At 68.0% G+C, this 21,889-nt stretch carries 22 protein-coding genes; 11 read left to right on the top strand and 11 right to left on the bottom strand.

All coding sequences use genetic code 11. From position 1 onward, the window contains the following. Positions 1-8 precede the first annotated feature (8 nt). From ACZK4S_RS07560 to ACZK4S_RS07590, 7 genes are all read left to right on the top strand, one after another. Entirely contained in the window at positions 9-539 is a 531-nt protein-coding gene (locus ACZK4S_RS07560; RefSeq protein WP_463644133.1) for a F0F1 ATP synthase subunit B, read from the top strand. After that, positions 536-1,333: a F0F1 ATP synthase subunit delta gene (locus ACZK4S_RS07565; RefSeq protein WP_463643874.1), complete on the top strand. Its 798-nt coding sequence runs from the start codon at positions 536-538 to the stop codon at positions 1,331-1,333. Before ACZK4S_RS07560 ends, ACZK4S_RS07565 begins: the two co-directional genes overlap by 4 nt. A 23-nt stretch (positions 1,334-1,356) precedes the next feature. Then, positions 1,357-2,994 (top strand): F0F1 ATP synthase subunit alpha, encoded by a 1,638-nt coding sequence (gene atpA, locus ACZK4S_RS07570; RefSeq protein WP_076058518.1) that lies wholly within the window; start codon positions 1,357-1,359, stop codon positions 2,992-2,994. A 6-nt stretch (positions 2,995-3,000) separates the two neighbouring features. After that, positions 3,001-3,915: a F0F1 ATP synthase subunit gamma gene (locus ACZK4S_RS07575; protein WP_076058521.1), complete on the top strand. Its 915-nt coding sequence runs from the start codon at positions 3,001-3,003 to the stop codon at positions 3,913-3,915. Positions 3,916-3,923: 8 nt separating this feature from the next. Continuing rightward, on the top strand, positions 3,924-5,375 hold the full coding sequence (gene atpD / locus ACZK4S_RS07580) for a F0F1 ATP synthase subunit beta (protein WP_076058525.1): 1,452 nt from the start codon (positions 3,924-3,926) through the stop codon (positions 5,373-5,375). Positions 5,376-5,379: 4 nt separating this feature from the next. Then, complete coding sequence (locus ACZK4S_RS07585; RefSeq protein ID WP_076058527.1) at positions 5,380-5,790, top strand: F0F1 ATP synthase subunit epsilon; 411 nt, start codon at positions 5,380-5,382, stop codon at positions 5,788-5,790. 88 nt (positions 5,791-5,878) lie between these two features. Continuing rightward, positions 5,879-6,337: a DUF2550 domain-containing protein gene (locus ACZK4S_RS07590; protein WP_076058530.1), complete on the top strand. Its 459-nt coding sequence runs from the start codon at positions 5,879-5,881 to the stop codon at positions 6,335-6,337. A gap of 30 nt (positions 6,338-6,367) precedes the next feature. Here ACZK4S_RS07590 and ACZK4S_RS07595 read toward each other — a convergent pair whose 3' ends face one another. Beyond that, on the bottom strand, positions 6,368-6,970 hold the full coding sequence (locus ACZK4S_RS07595; RefSeq protein ID WP_463643875.1) for a cob(I)yrinic acid a,c-diamide adenosyltransferase: 603 nt from the start codon (positions 6,968-6,970) through the stop codon (positions 6,368-6,370). Positions 6,971-6,997: 27 nt separating this feature from the next. On the opposite strand from ACZK4S_RS07595, the gene ACZK4S_RS07600 reads away from it, so the two are divergent. The 3 genes from ACZK4S_RS07600 (at position 6,998) to ACZK4S_RS07610 (ending at position 9,954) form a co-directional block, all read left to right on the top strand. After that, positions 6,998-7,669, top strand: a complete 672-nt coding sequence (locus ACZK4S_RS07600) for a peptidylprolyl isomerase (protein WP_463643876.1) — start codon at positions 6,998-7,000, stop codon at positions 7,667-7,669. 104 nt (positions 7,670-7,773) lie between these two features. Beyond that, entirely contained in the window at positions 7,774-9,171 is a 1,398-nt protein-coding gene (locus ACZK4S_RS07605) for an MBL fold metallo-hydrolase (RefSeq protein WP_463643877.1), read from the top strand. Beyond that, entirely contained in the window at positions 9,172-9,954 is a 783-nt protein-coding gene (locus ACZK4S_RS07610; protein ID WP_463643878.1) for a sulfite exporter TauE/SafE family protein, read from the top strand. Here ACZK4S_RS07610 and ACZK4S_RS07615 read toward each other — a convergent pair. From ACZK4S_RS07615 to treY, 10 genes are all read right to left on the bottom strand, one after another. Next, complete coding sequence (locus tag ACZK4S_RS07615; RefSeq protein ID WP_463643879.1) at positions 9,926-10,705, bottom strand: alpha/beta fold hydrolase; 780 nt, start codon at positions 10,703-10,705, stop codon at positions 9,926-9,928. The genes ACZK4S_RS07610 and ACZK4S_RS07615 overlap by 29 nt on opposite strands. Next, positions 10,702-10,974, bottom strand: a complete 273-nt coding sequence (locus ACZK4S_RS07620) for an Rv1322 family protein (protein WP_459397804.1) — start codon at positions 10,972-10,974, stop codon at positions 10,702-10,704. The genes ACZK4S_RS07615 and ACZK4S_RS07620 overlap by 4 nt, the downstream gene beginning before the upstream one ends. Further along, positions 10,974-11,666 carry an endonuclease NucS gene (gene nucS / locus ACZK4S_RS07625; RefSeq protein WP_076058542.1) on the bottom strand — a complete coding sequence of 231 codons (693 nt, stop codon included), beginning with the start codon at positions 11,664-11,666 and terminating at the stop codon, positions 10,974-10,976. Before nucS ends, ACZK4S_RS07620 begins: the two co-directional genes overlap by 1 nt. A 30-nt stretch (positions 11,667-11,696) precedes the next feature. After that, positions 11,697-12,965, bottom strand: coding sequence for an AI-2E family transporter (locus ACZK4S_RS07630; RefSeq protein ID WP_076058544.1), 1,269 nt, complete (start codon positions 12,963-12,965; stop codon positions 11,697-11,699). After that, on the bottom strand, positions 12,962-14,068 hold the full coding sequence (locus tag ACZK4S_RS07635; protein ID WP_463643880.1) for a DivIVA domain-containing protein: 1,107 nt from the start codon (positions 14,066-14,068) through the stop codon (positions 12,962-12,964). The genes ACZK4S_RS07630 and ACZK4S_RS07635 overlap by 4 nt, the downstream gene beginning before the upstream one ends. A 126-nt stretch (positions 14,069-14,194) precedes the next feature. Then, a complete protein-coding gene (gene mce, locus ACZK4S_RS07640; RefSeq protein ID WP_076058548.1) occupies positions 14,195-14,644 on the bottom strand; it encodes a methylmalonyl-CoA epimerase in 450 nt (149 codons plus the stop codon). Between the two features lie 55 nt (positions 14,645-14,699). Beyond that, on the bottom strand, positions 14,700-16,328 hold the full coding sequence (gene pgm, locus ACZK4S_RS07645) for a phosphoglucomutase (alpha-D-glucose-1,6-bisphosphate-dependent) (RefSeq protein ID WP_076058550.1): 1,629 nt from the start codon (positions 16,326-16,328) through the stop codon (positions 14,700-14,702). Between the two features lie 14 nt (positions 16,329-16,342). Beyond that, positions 16,343-17,242, bottom strand: a complete 900-nt coding sequence (locus ACZK4S_RS07650) for a tetratricopeptide repeat protein (protein ID WP_463643881.1) — start codon at positions 17,240-17,242, stop codon at positions 16,343-16,345. A 19-nt stretch (positions 17,243-17,261) separates the two neighbouring features. Continuing rightward, complete coding sequence (treZ, locus tag ACZK4S_RS07655; protein ID WP_463643882.1) at positions 17,262-18,941, bottom strand: malto-oligosyltrehalose trehalohydrolase; 1,680 nt, start codon at positions 18,939-18,941, stop codon at positions 17,262-17,264. Then, positions 18,941-21,469 carry a malto-oligosyltrehalose synthase gene (gene treY / locus ACZK4S_RS07660; protein ID WP_463643883.1) on the bottom strand — a complete coding sequence of 843 codons (2,529 nt, stop codon included), beginning with the start codon at positions 21,467-21,469 and terminating at the stop codon, positions 18,941-18,943. Before treY ends, treZ begins: the two co-directional genes overlap by 1 nt. 33 nt (positions 21,470-21,502) lie before the next feature. Here treY and ACZK4S_RS07665 point away from each other — a divergent pair, with 33 nt between their 5' ends. Next, entirely contained in the window at positions 21,503-21,874 is a 372-nt protein-coding gene (locus ACZK4S_RS07665) for an ankyrin repeat domain-containing protein (RefSeq protein WP_463643884.1), read from the top strand. Positions 21,875-21,889: the final 15 nt, after the last annotated feature.

The following is a 21,889-nucleotide window of genomic DNA, read 5'->3' on the forward strand; positions in this document are numbered from 1 at the left end:
TGGTCCCCTTGGAAGGGGCGCAAGACATCCTTGGGCCCCTTGCACCCCACCACTGGTCGGAGGTGTTCGCGGGCATCGGCCTGATGCTGATCATCTTCCTCATCATGTGGAAGGTCGTCGTTCCGGCATTCGAGAAGATGTACGAAGAGCGCTCGAACAAGATCGAAGGTGGCATGCAACGCGCTGCAGCCGCAGAGGCTAAGGCCGAAGCTGCGCTCGCTGAGTACAACGACCAGCTCAATGCTGCTCGTGAGGAAGCCGCCCGTATCCGTGAGGATGCGAAGAACCAGTCCGCCACGATCCTCGCCGAGGCTCGCGACAAGGCCGGCAAGGAATCCCAGCGGATTCTGCAGTCGGGCCGTGCGCAGCTCGAGGCGGAGCGTTCGCAGCTGGTTCAGGATCTTCGCGGTGAGGTCGGCGGCCTGGCCACCGCTCTCGCCGGCAAGATCGTCGGTGAGTCCCTCACGGACGACGAGCGTGCCATGCGCACCATCGATCGTTTCCTGGCTGAGCTCGAGACGGCAGGATCGGATCGATGACGGCCCGCGACGTTGCCTACGCTGCGCTCGACTCCGAGGTGGCCGGCATCAGCACTGATGCCGGTACCGCGGAAGAGTTGTTCGCCGTCGTCGATCTGCTCGACGGTCAGCCGACGCTGCGTCGAAGCCTTTCGGATCCTTCGGCCTCCGAGGCCAACCGTGCACAGCTCGCCGAGCGGTTGCTCGGCGGGAAGATCTCGCAGGCGGCGCTCGACGTCGTCGTGGCGATCGTCAAGCACTCGTGGAACAGCGGCAACAGGCTGGTCCGCGCTCTGGAGCGGCAGGGCATCCGCCTGGTGCTGCGCAGCGCGCACCGCGAGGGTCGCATCTACGACGTCACGGGTGATCTTTACCAGCTGGCCGTGACCGTGGACGCGAACCGCGAACTGGCAGGAGCCCTGCGCAACGCGCAGTATCCGCTGGAAGGCAAACGCGACCTCATCAACCGGCTCGTCTCGGGCAAGGTCCACCCCGCAACCGCGATGCTCGCATCGCGCGCGGCGAAGGCCCGCCAGCGCACCTTCGCCCTCACGGCGAAGTCGTACGTGGAGATGGGTGCCGAGATCGCAGGCGAAGAGATGGCCCTGGTCACGGTCGCACGGCCGCTCGACCCCCAACGTGTCTCCCGCCTGAAGTCCGCACTGGAGAAGCAGGTCGGCGGTCCCGTCAACCTGCAGATCGAGGTCGACCCCGCTGTGCTCGGCGGCATGAGCGTGGTCATCGGCGATGACGTAATCGAATCAACCGTTGCTGCACGGCTCGAAGATGCCCGCAGGCAGCTCACCAACTTCTGAATCCTAAGAAAGAGTAGGACGACATGGCTGAACTCACCATCAGTCCGGACGAGATCCGCAACGCCCTGGACGATTTCGTGCAGGCGTACGAGCCCAAGGCCGCCGGCCGCACCGAGGTCGGCACTGTCGTCTCCTCGGGCGACGGCATCGCCCGCGTCGAGGGCCTGCCCTCGGCCATGGCCAACGAGCTGCTGCGCTTCGAGAACGGCACCCTCGGCATCGCCCTCAACCTGGACGAGCGTGAGATCGGCGTCGTCGTCCTGGGCGATTCCGAAGGCATCAACGAAGGCTCGACCGTGCACGGCACAGGCGACGTCCTATCGGTCCCGGTTGGCGACGGCTACCTGGGCCGCGTCGTGGACGCCATGGGCAACCCCATCGACGGTCTCGGCGAGATCAGCGGCCTCGAGGGACGCCGCGCTCTCGAACTGCAGGCCGCAGGCGTCATGGACCGTCAGGAGGTGCGCGAGCCGCTGCAGACCGGTCTGAAGTCGATCGACGCGATGATCCCGATCGGCCGTGGCCAGCGTCAGTTGATCATCGGCGACCGCAAGACGGGCAAGACCGCCATCGCGATCGACACGATCATCAACCAGAAGGCCAACTGGGAATCCGGTGACAAGAAGAAGCAGGTCCGCTGCATCTACGTCGCCATCGGCCAGAAGGGCTCGACGATCGCCGAGGTCAGGGGCACGCTCGAGGCCGCCGGCGCGATGGAGTACACCACCATCGTCCACGCGCCCGCGTCGGATCCCGCAGGCTACAAGTACATCGCCCCCTACGCCGGGTCGGCCATCGGCCAGCACTGGATGTACCAGGGCGCCCACGTCCTGATCGTGTTCGACGACCTCACCAAGCAGGCCGAGGCCTACCGTGCGATGTCGCTGCTGCTGCGTCGTCCCCCGGGCCGCGAGGCGTACCCCGGCGACGTCTTCTACCTCCACTCCCGTCTGCTGGAGCGTTGCGCGAAGCTGTCGAATGAGCTCGGTGGCGGCTCGATGACCGGTCTGCCGATCATCGAGACGAAGGCCAACGACGTGTCGGCCTACATCCCGACCAACGTGATCTCCATCACCGACGGCCAGATCTTCCTCCAGTCGGACCTCTTCAACGCCAACCAGCGCCCGGCCGTCGACGTCGGCGTGTCGGTGTCGCGAGTCGGTGGCGCTGCCCAGGTGAAGGCCATGAAGCAGGTGTCCGGTTCGCTGAAGCTGAGCCTGGCCCAGTACCGCGACATGCAGGCGTTCGCCATGTTCGCCTCGGACCTCGACGCCACCACCCGTCGCCAGCTCGACCGGGGCGCCCGCCTCACCGAGCTGCTGCGTCAGGGACAGTACGCGCCGTACCCGGTGGAGGACCAGATCATCTCCGTGTGGTCCGGCATCGAGGGTCACTTCGATGACGTACCGGTCGATGACGTGCTGCGGTTCGAGCAGGAACTGATCGACTACCTGCGCCACAACACGTCGGTGCTGACGGACATCGCCGGCGACTTCCAGTTCGGCGACGACCGCAAGGCGGCCACCGTCCAGGCGATCGGCGAGTTCAAGAAGCTCTTCCGCACGTCCGAGGGCAAGCTGCTCGTCGGCCGCGAGGAGCACAAGCCGCTCGAGGACGAGGACATCGCCCAGACGACGATCGTGCGCCAGAAGCGGGGCTGATAGAGCATGGCATCCAGTCTGCGTGAGCTTCGCCAGCGTCGTCGATCCGTATCGACGACCAAGAAGATCACCCGAGCCATGGAGCTCATCGCCGCCTCCCGCGTCGTCAAGGCGCAGCAGGCGGCGAGAGCCGCGGCCCCGTACACCCGCGAACTGACCCAGGCCGTCTCGGCCCTGGCAAGCGTGGAGGATCTCGATCACCCGTTGCTGCGCGATGTGGAGAAGCCTCGTCGTTCCGCGATGCTGCTGATCACCTCTGACCGTGGTCTCGCAGGCGCCTACTCGACCAATGCCATCAAGGCGGCTGAGCAGTTGCACGCGAAGATCATCCAGGAGGGCCAGGAGAACGTCCAGTACATCACCGGCAACAAGGGTGTGGCGTACTTCGATTTCCGCAACCGTCACATCGAGCAGTCGTGGACCGGTTTCTCGGATCGGCCCACGTACGCCAACGCCAAGGAGATCGCCGATGTCCTCATCGAGCGTTTCCTGCGCCCCTACGAAGAGGGCGGCGTCGACCAGTTGCACATCGTCGGCACGCGTTTCGTCTCGATGATGACGCAGACGGCCGTTGCGGTGCGCCTGCTGCCGTTGGTCGTCGAGGACGCCCCCAGCGGCTACGTCGACAGCGCGGAGGAGACCCACCCGTTCTACGAGTTCGAGCCCGATGCACGCACGGTGCTCGACAGGCTCCTGCCGCTGTTCGTCGCGAACCGTGTCCACACGGCGCTCCTCCAGTCGGCCGCATCCGAGCTGGCGAACCGCCAGCGCGCCATGAAGTCGGCCACCGACAATGCGCAGGAGCTCATCGAGAAGCTGACCCGCGCCGAGAACCAGGCTCGCCAGGCGGGCATCACACAGGAAATCACTGAGATCGTCGGCGGCGCTTCGGCGCTGGCGGAATCAGCCGGAAACGAATGAGGTAACAAATGACTGCCACTGTGAGCGACCCGCAGCCGGCCACCACCGGTGGTGTCGGCCGCGTTACCCGCGTCATCGGCCCCGTCGTGGACGTCGAGTTCGCGGCTGACCAGATCCCGCCCATCGGCAATGCGCTGACCGTTGAGACCGAGGTCATGGGCGAGAAGCGCACCATGACCATGGAAACTGCCCTCCACGTCGGCGACAACGTGGTGCGCGCCATCGCACTGAAGCCCACCGACGGCATGCGCCGTGGGGCCGAGGTCACCGATACCGGCGACGCCATCACGGTGCCCGTGGGCGACGTGACCAAGGGCCACGTCTGGAACGTGACCGGTGACGTGCTCAACGTCGACCCCGCGTCGATCGAGATCACCGAGCGCTGGCCCATCCACCGCGCGGCCCCCGCGTTCGACGCGCTGGAGTCCCGCACCGAGATGCTCGAGACGGGCATCAAGGTCCTCGACCTCCTCACCCCGTACGTGAAGGGCGGCAAGATCGGCCTCTTCGGTGGTGCGGGCGTCGGCAAGACGGTCCTCATCCAGGAGATGATCTACCGCATCGCCCACAACTTCGGTGGCACCTCGGTGTTCGCCGGTGTGGGGGAGCGCACCCGTGAGGGCAACGACCTGATCAATGAAATGGAAGAGGCGGGCGTCCTCAAGGACACCGCGCTCGTCTTCGGCCAGATGGACGAGCCGCCGGGCACCCGCCTGCGCGTCGCCCTGTCGGCCCTGACCATGGCGGAGTACTTCCGCGATGTGCAGAACCAGGACGTGCTGTTGTTCATCGACAACATCTTCCGCTTCACCCAGGCCGGTTCCGAGGTCTCCACGCTGCTGGGGCGCATGCCCTCCGCGGTGGGTTACCAGCCGAACCTCGCCGACGAGATGGGGCAGCTCCAGGAGCGCATCACCTCGACGAAGGGTCACTCCATCACGTCGATGCAGGCCATCTATGTGCCTGCCGATGACTACACCGACCCGGCCCCGGCTACCACGTTCGCCCACCTGGACGCCACCACGGAACTCTCCCGTGAGATCGCCTCGCGTGGTCTGTACCCTGCCGTGGACCCGCTCAGCTCGTCGTCGCGCATCCTTGACCCGCAGTACATCGGCCAGGAGCACTACGACACCGCGGTGCGCGTGAAGCAGATCCTGCAGCGCAACAAGGAACTGCAGGACATCATCGCCATCCTCGGTATCGACGAGCTGTCCGAAGAGGACAAGATCATCGTGAACCGTGCGCGTCGCATCCAGCAGTTCCTGTCGCAGAACACCTACATGGCCGAGAAGTTCACGAACATCCCGGGCTCCTCGGTGCCGCTGGCCGACACGATCGAGTCGTTCCAGATGATCTGCAACGGTGACGTCGACCACATCGCTGAGCAGGCGTTCTTCAACGTCGGCGGCATGGATGACGTCATGGCCAACTGGGACCGCATGCAGAAGGAAAGCTGAGTCCATGGAGCACGCACCGCTGCATGTCGAGGTCGTCTCGGCAGACCGCGTGGTCTGGTCCGGCGACGCCGTGAACATCATCGCGCGTACGGTCGAGGGCGACATCGGCATCCTGCCCGGTCACGAACCGCTGCTGGCGGTCCTCGAGCCGTCCATGGTCGAGATCGTGACCGCAGAGGGCGCCAGCGAGTCGCTGATGGTCGACGGCGGGTTCATCTCGGTGGCACACGGCCACGTGTCGGTGCTGGCGCAGTTCGCCACGCTCGGTCACGAGGTGAGTCTGGAGGAGGCCCGTAAGGAACTCGCGCCGCTCGTCCTGAAGGCCCAGCAGGGCCAGGCCGACGACGCCGAGATCCACCGGCTCAAGATGCTCAAGGCCCAGGTTCGCGCAGGCGAACGAGCGGCCAGCAACTAGAAGCACCCACCACTCAGGGCGGCCCTCCATCGGGGGGCTGCCCTGAGTGCATACTTGGGAAGTCCCGCAGCGGAAAGGAGACCGGCAGATGTGGGAGATCGTATGGACAACGTTGATGGTGATCGCTCTTGTCCTGCTCCCTTTCGCGCTGCTTTACCTCCGCCGCCGCTGGCTCACTGGCCAGGGCGGTCTTTTTGACTGCGCCTACCAGATCAACGAGAAGACCCCCGGTTCCGGCTGGGTGCTGGGCATGGCGAGATTCCGGGGCGAGAACCTCGAATGGTTCCGGGCCTTCTCGCTGAACCTGCGCCCCAAACGGGTCTTCCCCCGCGTCGCCACGGCGTACGTGCACCAGCGTCAGCCGGCGGGCCTGGAGGCCATCGCGCTGTTCGAGGACTCCATGATCGTCACGGTGCGCGACCGGTTCACCGGGTCGACGTCGTCCCTGTCCATGGCACGCGACGAGGTGCTGGCCCTCATGAGCTGGCTCGAGTCCGCCCCGCCCGGCTCCAACTACCTGCCCACCTCGGCTGATTCGCCGCTCTGATTTTCCGGGGCCCCGCGGAAGCGGTCACCGTCAGGCTCGCGTCGGCTTCTCGCGGTCAGTGCCCGGCACCCAGAGGACTTCATGCTCCGTGCCGTTGGCGGCGCGGCTCATGATGAACAGCAGATCCGAGAGGCGGTTGAGGTACTTGATCGCCAGCGAGTTCACCCCGCCATCAGCGTCCAACCCGTAAGCCTCGGCGCAGGCCCACGCTGCCCGCTCGGCGCGGCGGGCCACCGTGCGGGCCACATGGAGCTGCGCGCCGGAGGGGCTCCCGCCGGGGAGGATGAAGCTGCGCAGGACCGGCAGGTCCTCCTGGAGTTCGTCGCAGTACGCCTCGAGGCGGTCGATCGAGGGCTGCTCGATGCGCAGCGGGGGCCACTTGGGGTCCGGGTCCAGCGGGTTGGAGATGTCCGCGCCCACGTCGAACAGCTCGTTGCGGACGAGGGCCAGCATCTCGACCACCCGCTCCGGCAACCCTCCGAGGGCGACGGCCACACCGATGACGGAATTCGCCTCGTCCGTGTGCCCGTAGGCCTCGACGCGCAGATCGGTCTTGCGGACTTCGGAGTTGTCTGACAGGCGGGTGGTGCCCGCGTCGCCGGTGCGGGTATAGATCTTCGAGAGTGTGACCATGGTCCCAATCTATGCCACAGTGAAGCCGTGCGTATTCGAGCCCTTGCCATGTTGAGCGCGGCCGCGCTCGTGTCCCTGTCCGCCTGTACCGACGCGAACCAGACCAACACAGGTCCGGTCTCGGGCGAGAACACCACCACCTGCGCGTACCCCAGCGCGGGGGAGCCCGCGAAGGCCGTCGACGCGCCAGCCACCACAGGGGTGCCGACGCAGGGCGAGGTGACCGCCACGCTCGAGCTGACGGCAGGTGACGTCACCATCACGATGGACCGGGCCAAGGCCCCGTGCACCGTCAACTCGTTCGTCTCGCTCGCGGAGCAGGGGTACTTCGACGACACCGTGTGCCACCGCCTCACGGACTACGGCATCTTCGTGCTGCAGTGCGGGGACCCGTCGGCCACGGGCATGGGTGGGCCGGGCTACAGCTACGCCGACGAACTCGAGCCCATCAAGGACTTGGGTCAGGCGGCCTACCCGACGGGGACCGTCGCTATGGCCAATGCGGGCCCGGACACCAACGGTTCGCAGTTCTTCCTGGTCTATGCGGATTCGCAGTTGGCGCCGGACTACACCGTCTTCGGCGCCATGGATCAGGCCGGCATCGATGTGGTGGGCGGCATCGCGGCCCAGGGCGTGGACGCGGGGGACCAGACCTCGCCCATCGCGGAGGCGAAGATCACCGCCGTCACGCTCGGCTGATTCACTCTTCAGTGACCTGACAACGGTCTTCGTCGGTCTCGTAGATACCCCCGGGGGTATCTGTTATGGTGGTGTCATCACAGACCCACGAGGAGAAGATCACCATGCTGCTGCATCGCTTCTACGACGAAGATCTCGCTCAGGCCAGCTACCTGATCGGATGCCAGGCGGAGAACACCGCCGTCGTCGTCGACCCCCGACGCGACATCGACGAGTACCTCAAGCTGGCCGCCCACCACGACATGTTGATCGTGGCCGTCACCGAGACCCACATCCACGCCGACTACCTGTCCGGCACCCGCGAACTCGCCGCGGCCACGGGCGCCACGATCTACGTCTCAGGGGAGGGCGGCGAGGAGTGGCAATACGACTTCGAGGGTGAGCGTCTCTACGACCGCGACACCATCACCATCGGCAACATCACGATCGAGGCCCGTCACACCCCGGGCCACACCCCCGAACACCTGTCATTCCTCGTCACCGACGGCGCCTTCGCCAGCGACCCCGGCTACCTGCTGTCCGGTGACTTCGTCTTCTCCGGCGACCTCGGCCGCCCCGACCTGCTCGACGAGGCCGCCGGCGGAGTCGACACCCGCTTCGGTGGCGCCAGGCAGCTCTTCGCCAGTCTCAAGAACGTCTTCCTCCAGCTCCCTGACCACGTGCAGGTCTACCCGGCCCACGGCGCGGGCAGCGCCTGCGGCAAGGCGCTCGGCGCGCTGCCGTCCACCACGGTGGGCTACGAGCGCACCTACGCCTGGTGGGCGCCCTTCCTGGCCTCCGACGACGAGCAGGGCTTCGTCTATGAACTCCTCGACGGCCAGCCCGACGCCCACGCCTACTTCGGGCGGATGAAGCGTCAGAACCGGAGCGGACCGGCCGTGCTGGGCCACCCCCTCGCCGTACTCCCCGAACTGGACAATGTGTCCCTGGCGGCGCAGATCGGCGACGGCGAGGTCATCCTCGTCGACACACGTCAGCACGACGAGGTCCATGGCGGGACGGTGAAGGGCTCCGTGAACGTGCCCGGCCTGGAGAAGTCCGCCACCTACGGCTCCTGGGCCTACGATCCCGAGACCGACACAGCGTCCCTGGTCCTGCTCGCGCAGGACCGCGACGAGGCCAACGCCTACCGGCAGCACCTCATGCGCGTCGGGATCGACCAGGTCGGCGGTTACACCACGAGCCTCGACGGGCTGCCCATGTACATCCCGATGGTGATCCAGCCGGCCGAGCTCGCGTCCTACGAGCGCGACATGCTGCTGGACGTCCGCAACAAGACCGAGCACGCCGAGGGCGCCATCGACGGTTCGTACCAGCTGAGCGGCGGTCGAGTCCTGTGGCATCTTGACGAGCTGCCCCGCGACGGCAGGATCGTCTCCTACTGCCGCAGCGGGGTCCGCAACTCCGTGGCCGCCTCGGCCCTGCGTCGGAAGGGCTACGACGTGGCCGAACTGGACGGTAGTTGGCTGGGGTGGCTCGACTACCAGGAAGCCGCCAAGTAGGTGGCCACCACAGTCCTGGTACTGGTCCTCGCCGTCGCCGTCGGGCTCTCACTGGGCCTCCTCGGCGGCGGCGGGTCCATCCTCACCGTGCCGCTGTTGACCTACGTCGCGGGCATGGGGCCCAAGGAGGCGATCGCCTCCTCGCTGTTCATCGTCGGTGCCACCTCCGCACTGAGCCTCTTCGCGCACGCGCGCACCGGTAACGTGCAGTGGCGCACCGGCCTGGTCTTCGGCGCGGCCAGCATGGCCGGCGCGTTCGCCGGTGGTCTTGCCGGGGGCCACATCCCGGGCTTCGTGCTGATGCTGCTCTTCGCGTTGATGATGATCGCCACCTCGGTGGCCATGATCCGCGGCCGCAAAGCAGGGACGACGAAGGAGCGCGACCATCTCCCCGTGGCGAAGATCCTGGTCGAAGGGCTCGTCGTCGGCGCCGTCACCGGTCTGGTGGGCGCCGGCGGTGGGTTCCTCGTCGTTCCGGCGCTCGCGCTGCTCGGAGGGCTGCGCATGTCCGTGGCCGTGGGCACGTCGCTGCTGGTGATTTCGATGAAGTCGTTCGCAGGCCTAGCCGGCTACCTGACGACGGTGAGCATCGACTGGCCGCTGGTGCTGGGAGTGACCGCCACGGCCATGGTCGGCGCGCTCCTCGGTGCCCGCCTGACCCGGATGGTTCCGGAAAAGGCGCTGCGCAAGGGTTTCGGCATCTTCGTGCTGGTGATGGGCATCTTCGTGCTCAGCCAGGAAGTGCCGCCGCTCCTCAGTTCTGGGTCAGGAACATCCGGGTGATGCTGGTGAAGGTCTCCGGGTCATCGGCGTGCACCCAATGCCCGGCGTTCTTCACCGTCACCTGACGCACCCGCGGGAAGAGCGCCTGCATGGGCGCCTCATGCTCAGGCAGACAGTAGGGGGAGCGGCCTCCGGTCACCCACAACACCGGCCCGTCGAACTCGCCCTCGATGTGGGGCCAGCCGCCCACCGCGTGGAGTGAATCTGCCAGCAGGTCCAGGTTCGCCAGCCAGAACCACACGTGGTCCTTGTGGTGGAGGTTCTGCAGCAGGAAGCGGCGCACCGTCTGGTCCGGGATGAGTTCCTCGAGGGCCTCCTCGGCCTGGGTGCGGCTGTGCACCTCTGCCAGGTCGAGTGAGCGCAGCGCCGCCACCAGGTTGACGAACTGGGCCGCCTCCACGTTGCGGGCGGGCGAGATGTCCACCACCATCAGCTTCTCGACCAGTTCCGGCGCTTGGAGGGCGACGCGCATGGCGATCTTGCCGCCCAGCGAGTGGCCGATGAGTGCGATGGGCTCGTCGAACGACTGGTGGAGCCATTCGGCGACCTCGGCGGCCTGGTTGTCCAGCGAGAACGTCTCCGTCCACGGCGAGCGGCCGTGGTTGGGCAGATCCACCAGGTAGCTCGTGGCGACGTCTGTCAGCCCGGTGGCGATGGAGCCGAAGTTCTTGCCTTGGCCGAAGAGCCCGTGCAGGAACACGGCGGTGTGTTCCCCGGAGCCGATGGTGAGGTGGTGCAGTTGGTTCGTCATGCCTGTCCCCAGCAGTGTGTGTGCCAATGTCGTCGGGCCTCGATGCCGGTGTCGATGCCGTAGGCGCCGTTCTCAGGCCAGGCGACGACATGCGCGGTGCCGGAGGCGACCGTCTGCCGGCAGCCGGGACAGCGGTACTCCTTCTCCGCCCGGTGTGCGGGGACGTCGCGCACGATGTAGCTGACGCCCCCCTTCCTCACCCTGCGCTGCGAGCCGCCGGAGAGCAGCGGGCGCGGCGCCCGCAGGTGCTTGGAGGGGCGCCGGCCCATCAGAAGAGCCGCTCGTCGACGTTGTCGAGACCCCGCAGTGCGTCGTAGTCGATCAGGCGGCACTCGATACCCCTGTCGGTGGCGAGCGTCCGGGCCTGCGGCTTGATCTGCTGGGCGGCGAAGATGCCGCGCACGGGGGATAGTTGGGGGTCGCGGTTCATCAGTTCGAGGTAGCGGGTGAGCTGTTCCACACCGTCGATCTCGCCTCGGCGTTTCACCTCGACGGCGACGTAGCCGGTGCCCTCCCGCAGGAGGAGGTCCACCGGGCCGATGGGGGTGAGGTATTCGCGCTGCACCAGCTTGAGGCCTTCGCCCAGCGTGCCGGGGTGCTCAGCGAGGAGGGCCTGGAGATTCTCCTCCACACCGTCCTTCTGCAGGCCGGGGTCGATGCCGAGTTCGTGGGCCGAATCGTGCAGGACGTCCGCGATAGAGATGTGCAGGGTGTCGCCGTCCTTGGCTCGCACCTGCCACACTTCGGTGATCCCGAGGCGTTCGGAGGCCTCCGGATCCGGCTGCGTGATCTTCAGGGTGCAGGGAGGGCTCATCCAGTTGAGCGGCTTGTAGGCGCGGTCATCCGCGTGGATCGAGACCGACCCGTCAGCCTTGACCAGGATGAGCCGGGTGGCCAGGGGAAGGTGGGCGGTCAGCCTGCCCACGTAATCAACCTGGCACCTCGCAATGACCAAACGCACCCGACCAACCTAGCAGGCTTGCTCCGTGGATCAGGAGGCGTCGAGCGCCGGCTGGATGATCTCGCGGTACAGCAGCAGCACCGCGGCGGTGGTGGGAATGGCGATGACGGCCCCGATCACACCGAACAGCATGCCGCCGATGATCGCCGAGAGCACCACCAATGCGCCCGGCACCTTCACGGTGCGCTTCATCACGTTCGGGTAGAGGATGTAGGCGTCGAACTGCTGGTAGATCACGAAGTAGATGATGGTGGCGATGCCGATGGCCGGATCCACCGCGAAACCGACGATGGCGACCGTGATCATGGCCAAGCTGGAGCCGACCAACGGGATGAAGCAGAAGATCGCGACGACGAAGGCCAGCGCCAGGGAGTAGTCGCCCAGCCCGGCGATGTTCATGAAGATCAACGCAGACACCGACGCGATGCTGACGATCACGAACATGCCGGTGATGTAGCCGGAGACGCCGCCGAAGATGCCGTCGGCCAGGTAGCGCGCACGGGGGCGCCGGCTGGCGGGGGCGAGGGCGTAGATGGTCTCCTTGATGGTGGGGAGGGACGCCAGGAAGTACACCGTGAGCACCAACGTGACGATCACGGAGAAGACGAGGTTGGCCACCAGGCGGCCCGCGCCCATCAGCCCACCGAAGAGGTTCTGGAGCAGCGCGCCGGAGGTGATGAACTCCTGCGCCCGCGCCAGCACTTCGTCGCGCTGTTCCCACTCCGCCAGGAGCGGATGGTTCAGGAGCGTCTGCAACATCTCCGGCAACTGCGTGGTGAGGGCGGTGGTCTGCTCGGTGAAGATGGGCACCAGCGCCACCACGCCCAGGGCCAGCACGCCGAGGAGCATGAGGGTCACCAGCGCCACCCCGATGCCGCGGGGTACGCGCAGGCGGGTCAGGAACTCGACGGCCGGGTTGAGCCCCAGCGCCAGGAAGAGCGCCAGGACGGCGAGGATGAGCACGCTCTGCACGGTGAGGACGGCCTGGGCAAGCGCCAGGGCGACGAGCACACCGATGGCGCCCATGAAGCCCATGCCGAAGGCCGAGTAGCGGCGCTCCTCGACGGCGTGGGGAGTGGGGGGCACCGGCTCGACGATGGCTTCAGGCAACGGCGTGAGCATCTTGCGGGCGCCGCGCGCCGTCGTGCCGAAGAAGCGGCCGACGACGCGGGGCAGCCGCGCGCGGCCGGCCCCGACGTGCCTGGGCGTGACTGCCGTGTCGGGGGTGGCGCTGGGCGCCTCGGAAGCGGGGGCGGCCCCGGGGGCGGCGTCGGCCGCCGCCTCGTTGGGGTGGCTCACGGTTGCTCGTTGCTGTTTCGGATGATGGTGGTCTCGCTGTCCGGGTCTGCGGTCGGGATGACCGTGGTGGTGTTCTCGGCGTACTGCTCGCCGGATTCCTCGGCCAGGGCGCGCAGGTTGCTCAGTTGCCCGAGCGCGTTCGCGCGGCGGGCTTCCAGCGAGGCGATCTCGCGCTCCAGCTGTTCTTTGCGCCAGGCGACCTTCTCCTCGAGCTCCGCCTCTGCGCGCGAAACGCGCTCGCGGAGGACGGTGAGCGTCTCCTCGCTCTGGCGGGTGGCGGTCAGCCGGATCTCTTCCGCGGCCTTGACAGCCTCGGCGCGGATGGCCTGGGCCTCGTCGCGGGCCTTCATGGCCCGGTCCGCCGCCGCCGAAGCGCCCTTGTCCGCTTGTGCGAGCCGCTCAGCGATGGCGTCATCCGTGGCTTTCGCGTTGGCGGCGAGTTCCGTGGCCGACTTCTCCGCGGCGCGCTCGGTTTCGAGCTTGAGCTCGATGGCCCGGCGCTCCGCCTCCTTGAGCACCCGGTTCGCTTCTGCCCGGCCGGCTTCGAGGAGGCTCTCGGAGCGCGCGGTGGCGCCGTCGAGCAGTGCCTTGGCCCGGATGCGGGCGTCTTCGAGGATGAGGTCCGCGTCGCGGCGGGCAGTTTCGAGCGTTGCCTTGCCTGCCTGTGCCTGCTCCTGGCGGAGTTGGCGCAGCCCCGCGAGGCCGGTGAGGCGCACGTCGTCTGCTTCCTGCTGTGCGGACTCCCGCAGCGCGGCCGCGGTGCGGCGCGCCTCCGTCTTGATCCGTTCTGCTTCGTGCTGGGCGCGGTCGATCAGGTCACCCGCCTGCGCTTCGGCAGACCTGAGGAGGCCGGCGGCGTGGGCGCCCAGCCGGCTGAAATCCGTGTCGCCGACGGTGTCGCGGACGTAGCGGGTTTCGCGGGCCTGCTCACGTACCTGCATCTTGAGCTCGGCGACGCGGTTCTCCAGCTCCCGCACGTAGCTGTCGACGGAATGCTTGTCGTAGCCGAGCATCGAATTGGGGAAGCTGCCCACCGCCGAGGCCCTGTCGTCGAACAGGTTGAGTCCGGTCTCCTCGGTTTCGAGGTCCTGGGGTTCAGTCACCGTGCAGTCCTTCCATCTCGCTCTTCCAGAGCCTAGTCGGTGCCCGCGCCGGATCACCGGAACCGACACGAAGGGGGCGGGGCGGATGACCGCCCCGCCCCCTCTGTGCCGGGAAAGCATGCAACGTCAGTGCGCTGCGGGCTCCTTGGGGAGTTCAACGAGCTCGAGGAGCACACCGCGTGCGTCCTTGGGGTGCACGAAGTTGATGCGGGAGCCGCCGGTGCCGCGCTTGGCCTCCGGGAACAGGAGGCGCATGCCGCGCTCCTTGAGGGTTTCGCTGACCTTGTCCAGGTCCGCCACGCGGTAGGCGAGTTGCTGCATGCCGGCACCGTTGCGGTCGATGAACTTGGCGATGGTCGAGTTCTCGTTCAGCGGGGCCAGGAGCTGGATCTTGGCGTTCTCCTCGCCCTGCTCGCCGGTTCCCATCATGGCCTCGGCAACGCCTTGCTCCTCGTTGACCTCGCGGTGCAGTTCGCGCCAGCCGAAGACCTCCGTGTGGAACTTGACGGCCTCATCGAGGTCCGGGACGGCCAGGCCGACGTGATCGATGCAGATGAACAGATCAGAGTTTTCCATGGCTCCTAGTTTTCCATAGGGGGTGCGGCCGCCGGCGGCGGGGTGGCCCTCGGACTCAGTTCTCGAGAGCGGCGTCGACGAGCGCCTTGGCGGCCACCTGCACCTCCGCGAGATGCTCCTCGGAGCGCAGCGATTCGGCGTAGATCTTGTACTTGTCCTCGGTGCCGGACGGGCGCGCCGCGAACCAGGCGTTGTCCGTGGTCACCTTGATGCCGCCGATGGGCGCGTCGTTGCCGGGGGCGTGCGACAGCACCGTGCGGATGGGCTCCCCGGCCAACTCGTCGACGGTCACGTCGGCGCGGCCGAGGCTGCCGAGGCGCGCCTTCTGCTCGCGGTTGGCGTCGGCGTCCACGCGTGCGTAGTAGGACCTCCCGAATTCGGCCTCGAGCTCCGCGTAGTGCTCGCTGGGGGTCTTGCCAGTGACGGCGATGATCTCGGACGCCAACAGCGCCAGGAGGATGCCGTCCTTGTCCGTGGTCCACGTGCGGCCGTCCAGGGTCAAGAAGGACGCGCCTGCGGATTCCTCACCGCCGAAGCCGATGGAGCCGTCCATGAGGCCGGGCACGAACCACTTGAAGCCGACCGGAACCTCCACGAGGCGACGACCGAGCTTGGTGGCCACCTTGTCGATCAACGAGCTCGACACCAGCGTCTTGCCGATGCCGGCGGCGGACGACCAACCGGAACGGTGGGCGAACAGGTAGTTGATCGCCACGGCCAGGTAGGCGTTGGGGTTCATCAGGCCGGCGTCCGGCGTGACGATGCCGTGGCGGTCCGAATCCGCGTCGTTGCCGGTGGCGACGGTGTACCTGTCCCGCTGGGCGACGAGGGAGGCCATGGCGTTGGGGGAGGAGCAGTCCATGCGGATCTTGCCGTCGGTGTCGAGCGTCATGAACCGCCAGGTGGGGTCCACCTCCGGGTTGACGACCTCGATGGGTAGGCCCTGCTCGGCGAGGTACTGCCAGTACTGGACGGACGCGCCGCCCATGGGATCAGCGCCGTGCGTGAGGCCGGCCGACATGATGGCGGGGAAGTTGAGCGCCTGGGCCAGCTCCGCGCAGTAGGGGGAGCGGTAGTCGTAGCGCTCGATGTCCGTGGCGATCTTCTCGTAGGGCGTGCGCCGGACGGCGCCCATGTCCGAGAGCAGTTCGTTGGCGCGGGCGGCGATCACCTTGGTGGCGTCGCTGTCTGCGGGGCCCCCCGTCGGGGGGTTGTACTTGAAGCCGCCGTCGCGCGGCGGGTTGTGTGACGGGGTCACGACGATGCCGTCTGCCTGCGCCGCGCCGCCGTTGTTGTTGTACCGGATGATGGCGCGCGAGACGGCGGGCGTGGGCGTGTACTCGTCCTCGCGCTCGGCCAGCACCTTCACGCCGTTGGCGTGCAGCACCTCGAGCGCCGTCTTCCAGGCGGGCAGCGACAGGGCGTGGGTGTCCTTGCCGATGAACAGCGGCCCCGTGGTGCCCTGCGCGGCGCGGTACTCGACGATCGCCTGGGTGGTGGCGGCGATGTGCGCCTCGTTGAAGGCGGTGTCGAGGGAGGAACCACGGTGCCCCGACGTGCCGAAGACGACCATCTCGTCCGGGTTGGACGGATCCGGTGTGCGGTCGTAGTAGGCGGCGAGGAGTTCGTCGACGTTGATGAGATCTGATTCCTGGGCCGGCAGGCCGGCGCGCTCATGTGCCATGCCAGTCATCCTATTCAGAACAGGACGGACGCGAGCCGGCGGCGTGCCTTGAGGACGACCTTCTCAGCGCGGCCGACGACCTCGAAGAGCTCCAGCAGGCGCACGCGGATGGCGTCGCGCTGCTCCTCGTCGCTCTCGGCGGCAAGGCCGAGCAGCCTGTCGAACGCCTCCTCGTAGCGGCCGTTGATGACCTCGAGGTCTGCCGCGTCGAGTTGGGCGGCGACATCGTCTGGCTGGGCGGCGGCCCGCTCCACGATCTCCGCGGGGTTGAAGGTGGCGGAGCGCTCCAACAGGGCGCTCTGGGCGCGGCCGGCGACGACCTCGGCGTCGTGCGGGGTCTCCTTGAGCAGTTCGTCGAATTCCCGGACGGCCTGTGCGAAGTCGCCCGCCTGCAGGGCGGCGTCGGCCTTCGCGAAGCGCGGGTTGGCGACGGCCTGCTGCTCAGCGTCGCCGTTGCCGGCGGGGGCACCACCCACGGGCTGCGCCCGCCCGGTCATGCCGTTGCCGACGGCGAGCTGCGCGATCTGGTCGAGCACCGCCGAGATCTCCTCGCGGGACTTGGTGCCCTGGAACAGGGGGGCCATCTGGCCCCCGATGAGGGCGACGACGGTGGGCACGGCCTGCACGCCCAGCGCCTGGGCCAGCCGCGGTTCGGCATCGACATCGACGCGGCCCAGTAGGAAGCGACCCTGGGCGGCGTTGATCAGCTCGGCCAGCGCTGCGGAGACCTGCTGGCCGTTGGGGTCCCGGGGGGAGAAGAACTCGACGACGACCGGGTGCTGCATCGATTTGCCGGCAAGGTCGTTGAAGCTGGCCTCGGTCACCGAGGTGACGTAGCTGCCACCCGTCGGCGCGGCATCCGTCAGTGAGGACAGGTCAACGGCGCCCGGGCGCGTGAAGTTCGCATCAGTCATGGGTTCCATCTTGCCAGGCTCACCCGCGCCGCACGACGATGCAGCCGCCGGTCGATGCGAGCACCTCGCCGCGGGGAGCTCTCACCCGGTCCGGCACGCGGGAGGCGAGGATCGTGAACGGTCCCCGGTGCAGCGCCACGGTGTCTGCGTCGAGCGCCTCGGCAGAGACGGCGGCGAGGTCCGGGCTGCGGAACTCGGGGTGTTCGCGGCGCAGGTGGAGCAGGGTGCGGTACCACTCGAGCATCTCGGCGTGGTTCCCCTCTGAGCGCTCCTCCCAGTGCAGCTTCACGCTGAGGAAGGTCTCCTCAGCCTGGGGGTCAGGGGTTTGTTGCTGCCACCCCATGGCGGCGAATTCCCGGGCCCGGCCCTCGGTCACCAACGGCCCGAGCTCCGGGCCGAGCCGGCTGAAGTAGGGGAATGGGCTGGAGGCGGCCCACTCCTCTCCCATGAAGAGCATCGGAGTGAAGGGTCCCAGGAGGTACAGCGCCGCGGCGGCCGACTGGGCGGCGTGACCGGCATGCATGTGGAAGCGGTCGCCCACGGCTCGGTTGCCCACCTGATCGTGGTTCTGCAGCGAGGCCACGAAAGAGTGCCCGTCGTAGTGGGGGCTCGTCGGGTCCACGGGCGCGCCCCACCGCGTGCCCCGGAAGGCGGAGATGCCCCCGTCGCGCACGAACACCCGGGTGAGGGCCTTGACGAGGATCTCGGGGGTGCCGTAGTCGACGTAGTAGCCCTGCGTCTCTCTGCCGAAGAATGAGTGCAGCGCGTGGTGGATGTCGTCGGCCCACTGCCCGTCCATGCCCCTGGCTCCGGGGGACGTGCCGACGGGGGAGACCATCTCGGCGCGGTTCAGGTCTGACTCCGCGAACAGGGTGAGCGGGCGGCCGGTCTCGGCCTCCCAGCCGGCCACCTCGTCGGAGAGTTCCGCGAGGAAATGCCGCGCCGAGTCGTCCCGGAGAGCGTGCACGGCGTCGAGGCGCAGCCCGTCCATCCCGATGTCGACGAGGAAATGGCGGGCCGACCCGATCAGATAGCGGCGCACTTCCGCGGCCCCCACCTCGTCCAGGTTGACGGCCGGTCCCCAGGGCGTGGTGTGGCGCTCGGTGAAGTACGGGCCGAACTTCGACAGGTAGTTCCCCTCGGGGCCGAGGTGGTTGTGCACCACGTCGAGGAGCACGGCCAACCCGTGTTCATGGGCCGCGTCGACGAAGCGCACGAGCGCCTCCTGGTCGCCGTAGGCCGCGTGCACGGACCAGGGCGCGACACCGTCGTAGCCCCACCCCCGGTCACCGGCGAAAGCGCTGAGCGGCATCAGTTCGACGGCCTCGACCCCGAGCTCGAGGAGGTAGGCGAGACGACCGGCGGCGGCGTCGAGGGTGCCCTCGTCCGTGAACGTGCCGACGTGCAGTTCGTAGAGGACCTTGCCGCGCAGGGGCGTCCCGAGATATCCCGTTGGGCGTTGCTTGGGCAGAGCCACAGCGCGGCTCAGGCCGTGTACCCCGTCCGGGAGGCTGAGAGAACGCGGGTCCGGGAAGGGGCCCTCGCCGTCCAGGACGAAGCCGTAGCGGCTTCCGGCGTCGAACTCATGGTCCGCGACCCACCATCCGGGCCTGAGGGGGTCCGGCCGCATGGGGTGGCGGCTGGTGCCCAGCTGCAGTTCGACGACGGTGGGCAGGGGCGCCCAGACCTCTGGGCGCATCAGGCGTCCACCGCCATCAGCAGCGAGACGGGGAGGTCTGTCAGGAGGCTCGCCAGCGGTTGCGCGCCGCCCTCGATCTCCAGACCGGTGAACATGCAGCGGTACCGGCCCTCGGGGAGGATGATCAGGTGCTCGCCCCAGCCTCCCCGCTCAGCCAGTGCAGAGGGGAGCCGGGTGGCGACCGTGACCGCGGTCACGCCGCCGCCTTCGGTGCCCCGTGCGAAGGCCACTGCGTGACCGGAGGTGGTGGGGACCGGCGCGTAGGTGGCCCCCGGGCCGCGGAAGGCGTCGGCGTTCTGGCGCCGCAGCCGCAGGGCGCGGCTGGTGACCAGGAGCTTCTCGGCGTCCAGGGAGCCCGGTGCGGTGATGGCGTCGAGTTCGGCGAGCAGCTTGGCGCGCCTGACGAAATCCACCGGCCGGCGGTTGTCGGGGTCGACGAGGGAGACGTTGACGATCTCGCAGCCCTGGTACACGTCCGGCACCCCGGGCATGGTCAGTTGGATCAGCTTCGCGCCCAGCACGTTGCAACGGACGGTGTCCGCGGTCACGTCGTCGAACTCCGCCAGGGCCGCGGCGCACCGGTCGTTCCTCAGCCCCGCGTGCGCGAGGTCCAGCACCGCCGACTCGTAGGCGGCTTCCGGGGCGGTCCAGGTGGTGTGCCGCTTCGCCTCGCGCATCGCCTTGGTCAGGTACCTGTCGAGCCGTTCCTCGGTGATGGGACGCACGGCCGCCAGGGTCTGCCACACGAGCAGTTCGGTGGCGCCGTCGACCAGCGGCGAGCGGATCTCCTCAGTGGCGGCGCGCAGTTCTGCCAGGCACGCCTCCCAGGCCTTGGCGTGCTCCAGCAGCGCGGACAGCCGGGCCCGGACGTCCTCGGAGCGCTTGGTGTCGTGCGTGGACAGGGTGGTCATGGTGGCCGGCCACTGCTGGTTCAGCTGCTCGCAGAAATCATGGAAGGCATCAGGCGAGATCCCGACGATGGTGGGTTCGCTGCCCACCTCGTTGACACCGACGAAGCGGTTCCAGCGGTAGAAGGCGGTGTCCTCCTTGGCCTTGGCCATCACCGGCCCGCAGGTCTGGGCGAAGCGGATCATGAACTCCGCGCGGAGGGCAGCCACATCAGGCCGCGAATCCGGCAGCTCGGTGGTGACGGGGTGCGCGGTCACCGAGGGCAGGGTCTCCGCGCCGCCACCTTCACCGGTGGGGTCTTCGCCCGAGACGAGGGCCACGATGAAGTCGAGCGTGGCCTGCTCGTCGTCGTCCAGCTCCGGGCGTGCCCGGTCTGCCGCCTCGTGCACGACGGCGAGCTCGGCGTCGTTGGCGGGCAGCCCGGGTTCGAGGTAGGCCCTGTAGCGGTCCATGTGGACGAGCAGGCTCCGGATCGCCCGCTCGAGGTCGCGACGGGTGTGGTCGCGCAGCCTCAGGTCTGAGCCGCAGACGGCCACGGCGATGGAGGTGAGCCGGTTCACCTCCGTGAACAGCATCGTCCTGACCAGTTCCTCCTTGGCCTGCTGGAGCACCTGGCCGAACCAGCCTTCGGACGTGTCCGCAGTGCGCTCCCACAGGTCGTTCAACCTGGCCAACTGGCTGGAATCGTGGAACAGACCGTTGACCCGCAGCAGGGCGTCGTAGCCCGTGGTGCCGGCGCACCGGGAGCCCTCCGGCAACTGCTCGTGCGGCTCCAGGATCTTCTCCACCACCACCCAGCAGCCCCCGGTGGCGCGCTGCAGCATCTGGAGGTAGCCGCGCGGGGTGGCCAGGCCGTCCGGATGGTCGATGCGGAAGCCGTCGATCAGCCCCTCGTCGAACAGCTCGATGAGCTTGGCGTGGCTCGTCTCGAAGACCTCCGGGTCCTCCACGCGGATGGCCGCGAGCGTGTCGACGTCGAAGAACCGCCGGTAGTTGAGCTCCTCGTTGCCGACCTTCCAGTAGGCCAGGCGGTACCACTGCTGCTCGAGGAGTTCGATGAGCGGCAGGTGCTCAGTGCCCGGGCGGACCGGAAAGACGTGGTCGTGGTAGACGATGACCGGCTCGCCGCCGCCGGGGAACATCCGGTTCTCCAGCCGGATCGTGTTGTCTGCCAGTTCGTCCCCGATGCGCCGGCCGAGCACCGGCATGAGGATGGCGCGGGAACGGGTGAGGTCGATGTCGAACCAGCCGGCGAACTCCGAGTCGGCGCCCGAGCGCAGCACGTCCCACAGCGCGTGGTTGAGCCACAGCGGGGTGGGGACCGCCATGTGGTTGGGCACGACGTCGACGATGATGCCGAGCTCCAGTTCCCGGGCGGCCGCCACCATCCTGCGGAACCCGTCCTCGCCGCCGCACTCCGCGGAGACCCGCGAGTGGTCCACCACGTCGTAGCCGTGCATGGAGCCCGGGGCGGCTTGGAGGATGGGGGAGCAGAAGATGTGGGTGACGCCCAGGGAGGCCAGATAGGGCAGCTGCCTGGTGGCGTCCTCGAAGGTGAAGTCCGCGTTCAGCTGAAGGCGGTAAGTGGACGTGGGAAGGGCGGATGCGGACCGTGCCATGCGTTCCAGCATAGGCGGGTTAGGGTTCCATCCATGAGTGAAATTCCTGACGGTTCGGACCCTGCGGCGCTGGCCAACTGGCTCTTCGATCGCGCACCGCAGGGCGAGACGCAGCGGTTGAGCGCCTACATCGAGGCGGGCGCGCCGGTCGACCTCACGGATGCCGACGGCAACACACTGCTCATGTTGGCCGCCTACCACGGCCATGCCGGAACCGTGCGCGCGCTGGCGGCGCTGGGCGCCGATCCGGACGCCCTGAACAGCCGGGGCCAGTCGCCATTGGCCGGGGCCGTGTTCAAACAGGAACAGGCCGTGATCGCGGCGCTGCTGGAGGCGGGGGCAGATCCCGATGCGGGTCAGCCCTCAGCGCGTGCCACCGCACAGATGTTCGGCGTCACCCTCTGACCCCTCGCGCGGAAC

Source organism: Tessaracoccus zhenghani, assembly GCF_055326325.1.

Coding starts and splice junctions, on each gene's coding strand:
- mce (WP_076058548.1), bottom strand. CDS start 14,644: ATGGAAAACTCTGATCTGTTCATCTGCATCGATCACGTCGGCCTGGCC.
- ACZK4S_RS07665 (WP_463643884.1), top strand. CDS start 21,503: ATGAGTGAAATTCCTGACGGTTCGGACCCTGCGGCGCTGGCCAACTGG.
- treZ (WP_463643882.1), bottom strand. CDS start 18,941: ATGCGCCCAGAGGTCTGGGCGCCCCTGCCCACCGTCGTCGAACTGCAG.
- ACZK4S_RS07595 (WP_463643875.1), bottom strand. CDS start 6,970: ATGGTCACACTCTCGAAGATCTATACCCGCACCGGCGACGCGGGCACC.
- ACZK4S_RS07620 (WP_459397804.1), bottom strand. CDS start 10,974: ATGGGCCGGCGCCCCTCCAAGCACCTGCGGGCGCCGCGCCCGCTGCTC.
- ACZK4S_RS07590 (WP_076058530.1), top strand. CDS start 5,879: ATGTGGGAGATCGTATGGACAACGTTGATGGTGATCGCTCTTGTCCTG.
- atpD (WP_076058525.1), top strand. CDS start 3,924: ATGACTGCCACTGTGAGCGACCCGCAGCCGGCCACCACCGGTGGTGTC.
- ACZK4S_RS07615 (WP_463643879.1), bottom strand. CDS start 10,705: ATGACGAACCAACTGCACCACCTCACCATCGGCTCCGGGGAACACACC.
- ACZK4S_RS07575 (WP_076058521.1), top strand. CDS start 3,001: ATGGCATCCAGTCTGCGTGAGCTTCGCCAGCGTCGTCGATCCGTATCG.
- ACZK4S_RS07585 (WP_076058527.1), top strand. CDS start 5,380: ATGGAGCACGCACCGCTGCATGTCGAGGTCGTCTCGGCAGACCGCGTG.
- ACZK4S_RS07605 (WP_463643877.1), top strand. CDS start 7,774: ATGCTGCTGCATCGCTTCTACGACGAAGATCTCGCTCAGGCCAGCTAC.
- ACZK4S_RS07650 (WP_463643881.1), bottom strand. CDS start 17,242: ATGACTGATGCGAACTTCACGCGCCCGGGCGCCGTTGACCTGTCCTCA.
- atpA (WP_076058518.1), top strand. CDS start 1,357: ATGGCTGAACTCACCATCAGTCCGGACGAGATCCGCAACGCCCTGGAC.
- pgm (WP_076058550.1), bottom strand. CDS start 16,328: ATGGCACATGAGCGCGCCGGCCTGCCGGCCCAGGAATCAGATCTCATC.
- treY (WP_463643883.1), bottom strand. CDS start 21,469: ATGGCACGGTCCGCATCCGCCCTTCCCACGTCCACTTACCGCCTTCAG.
- ACZK4S_RS07565 (WP_463643874.1), top strand. CDS start 536: ATGACGGCCCGCGACGTTGCCTACGCTGCGCTCGACTCCGAGGTGGCC.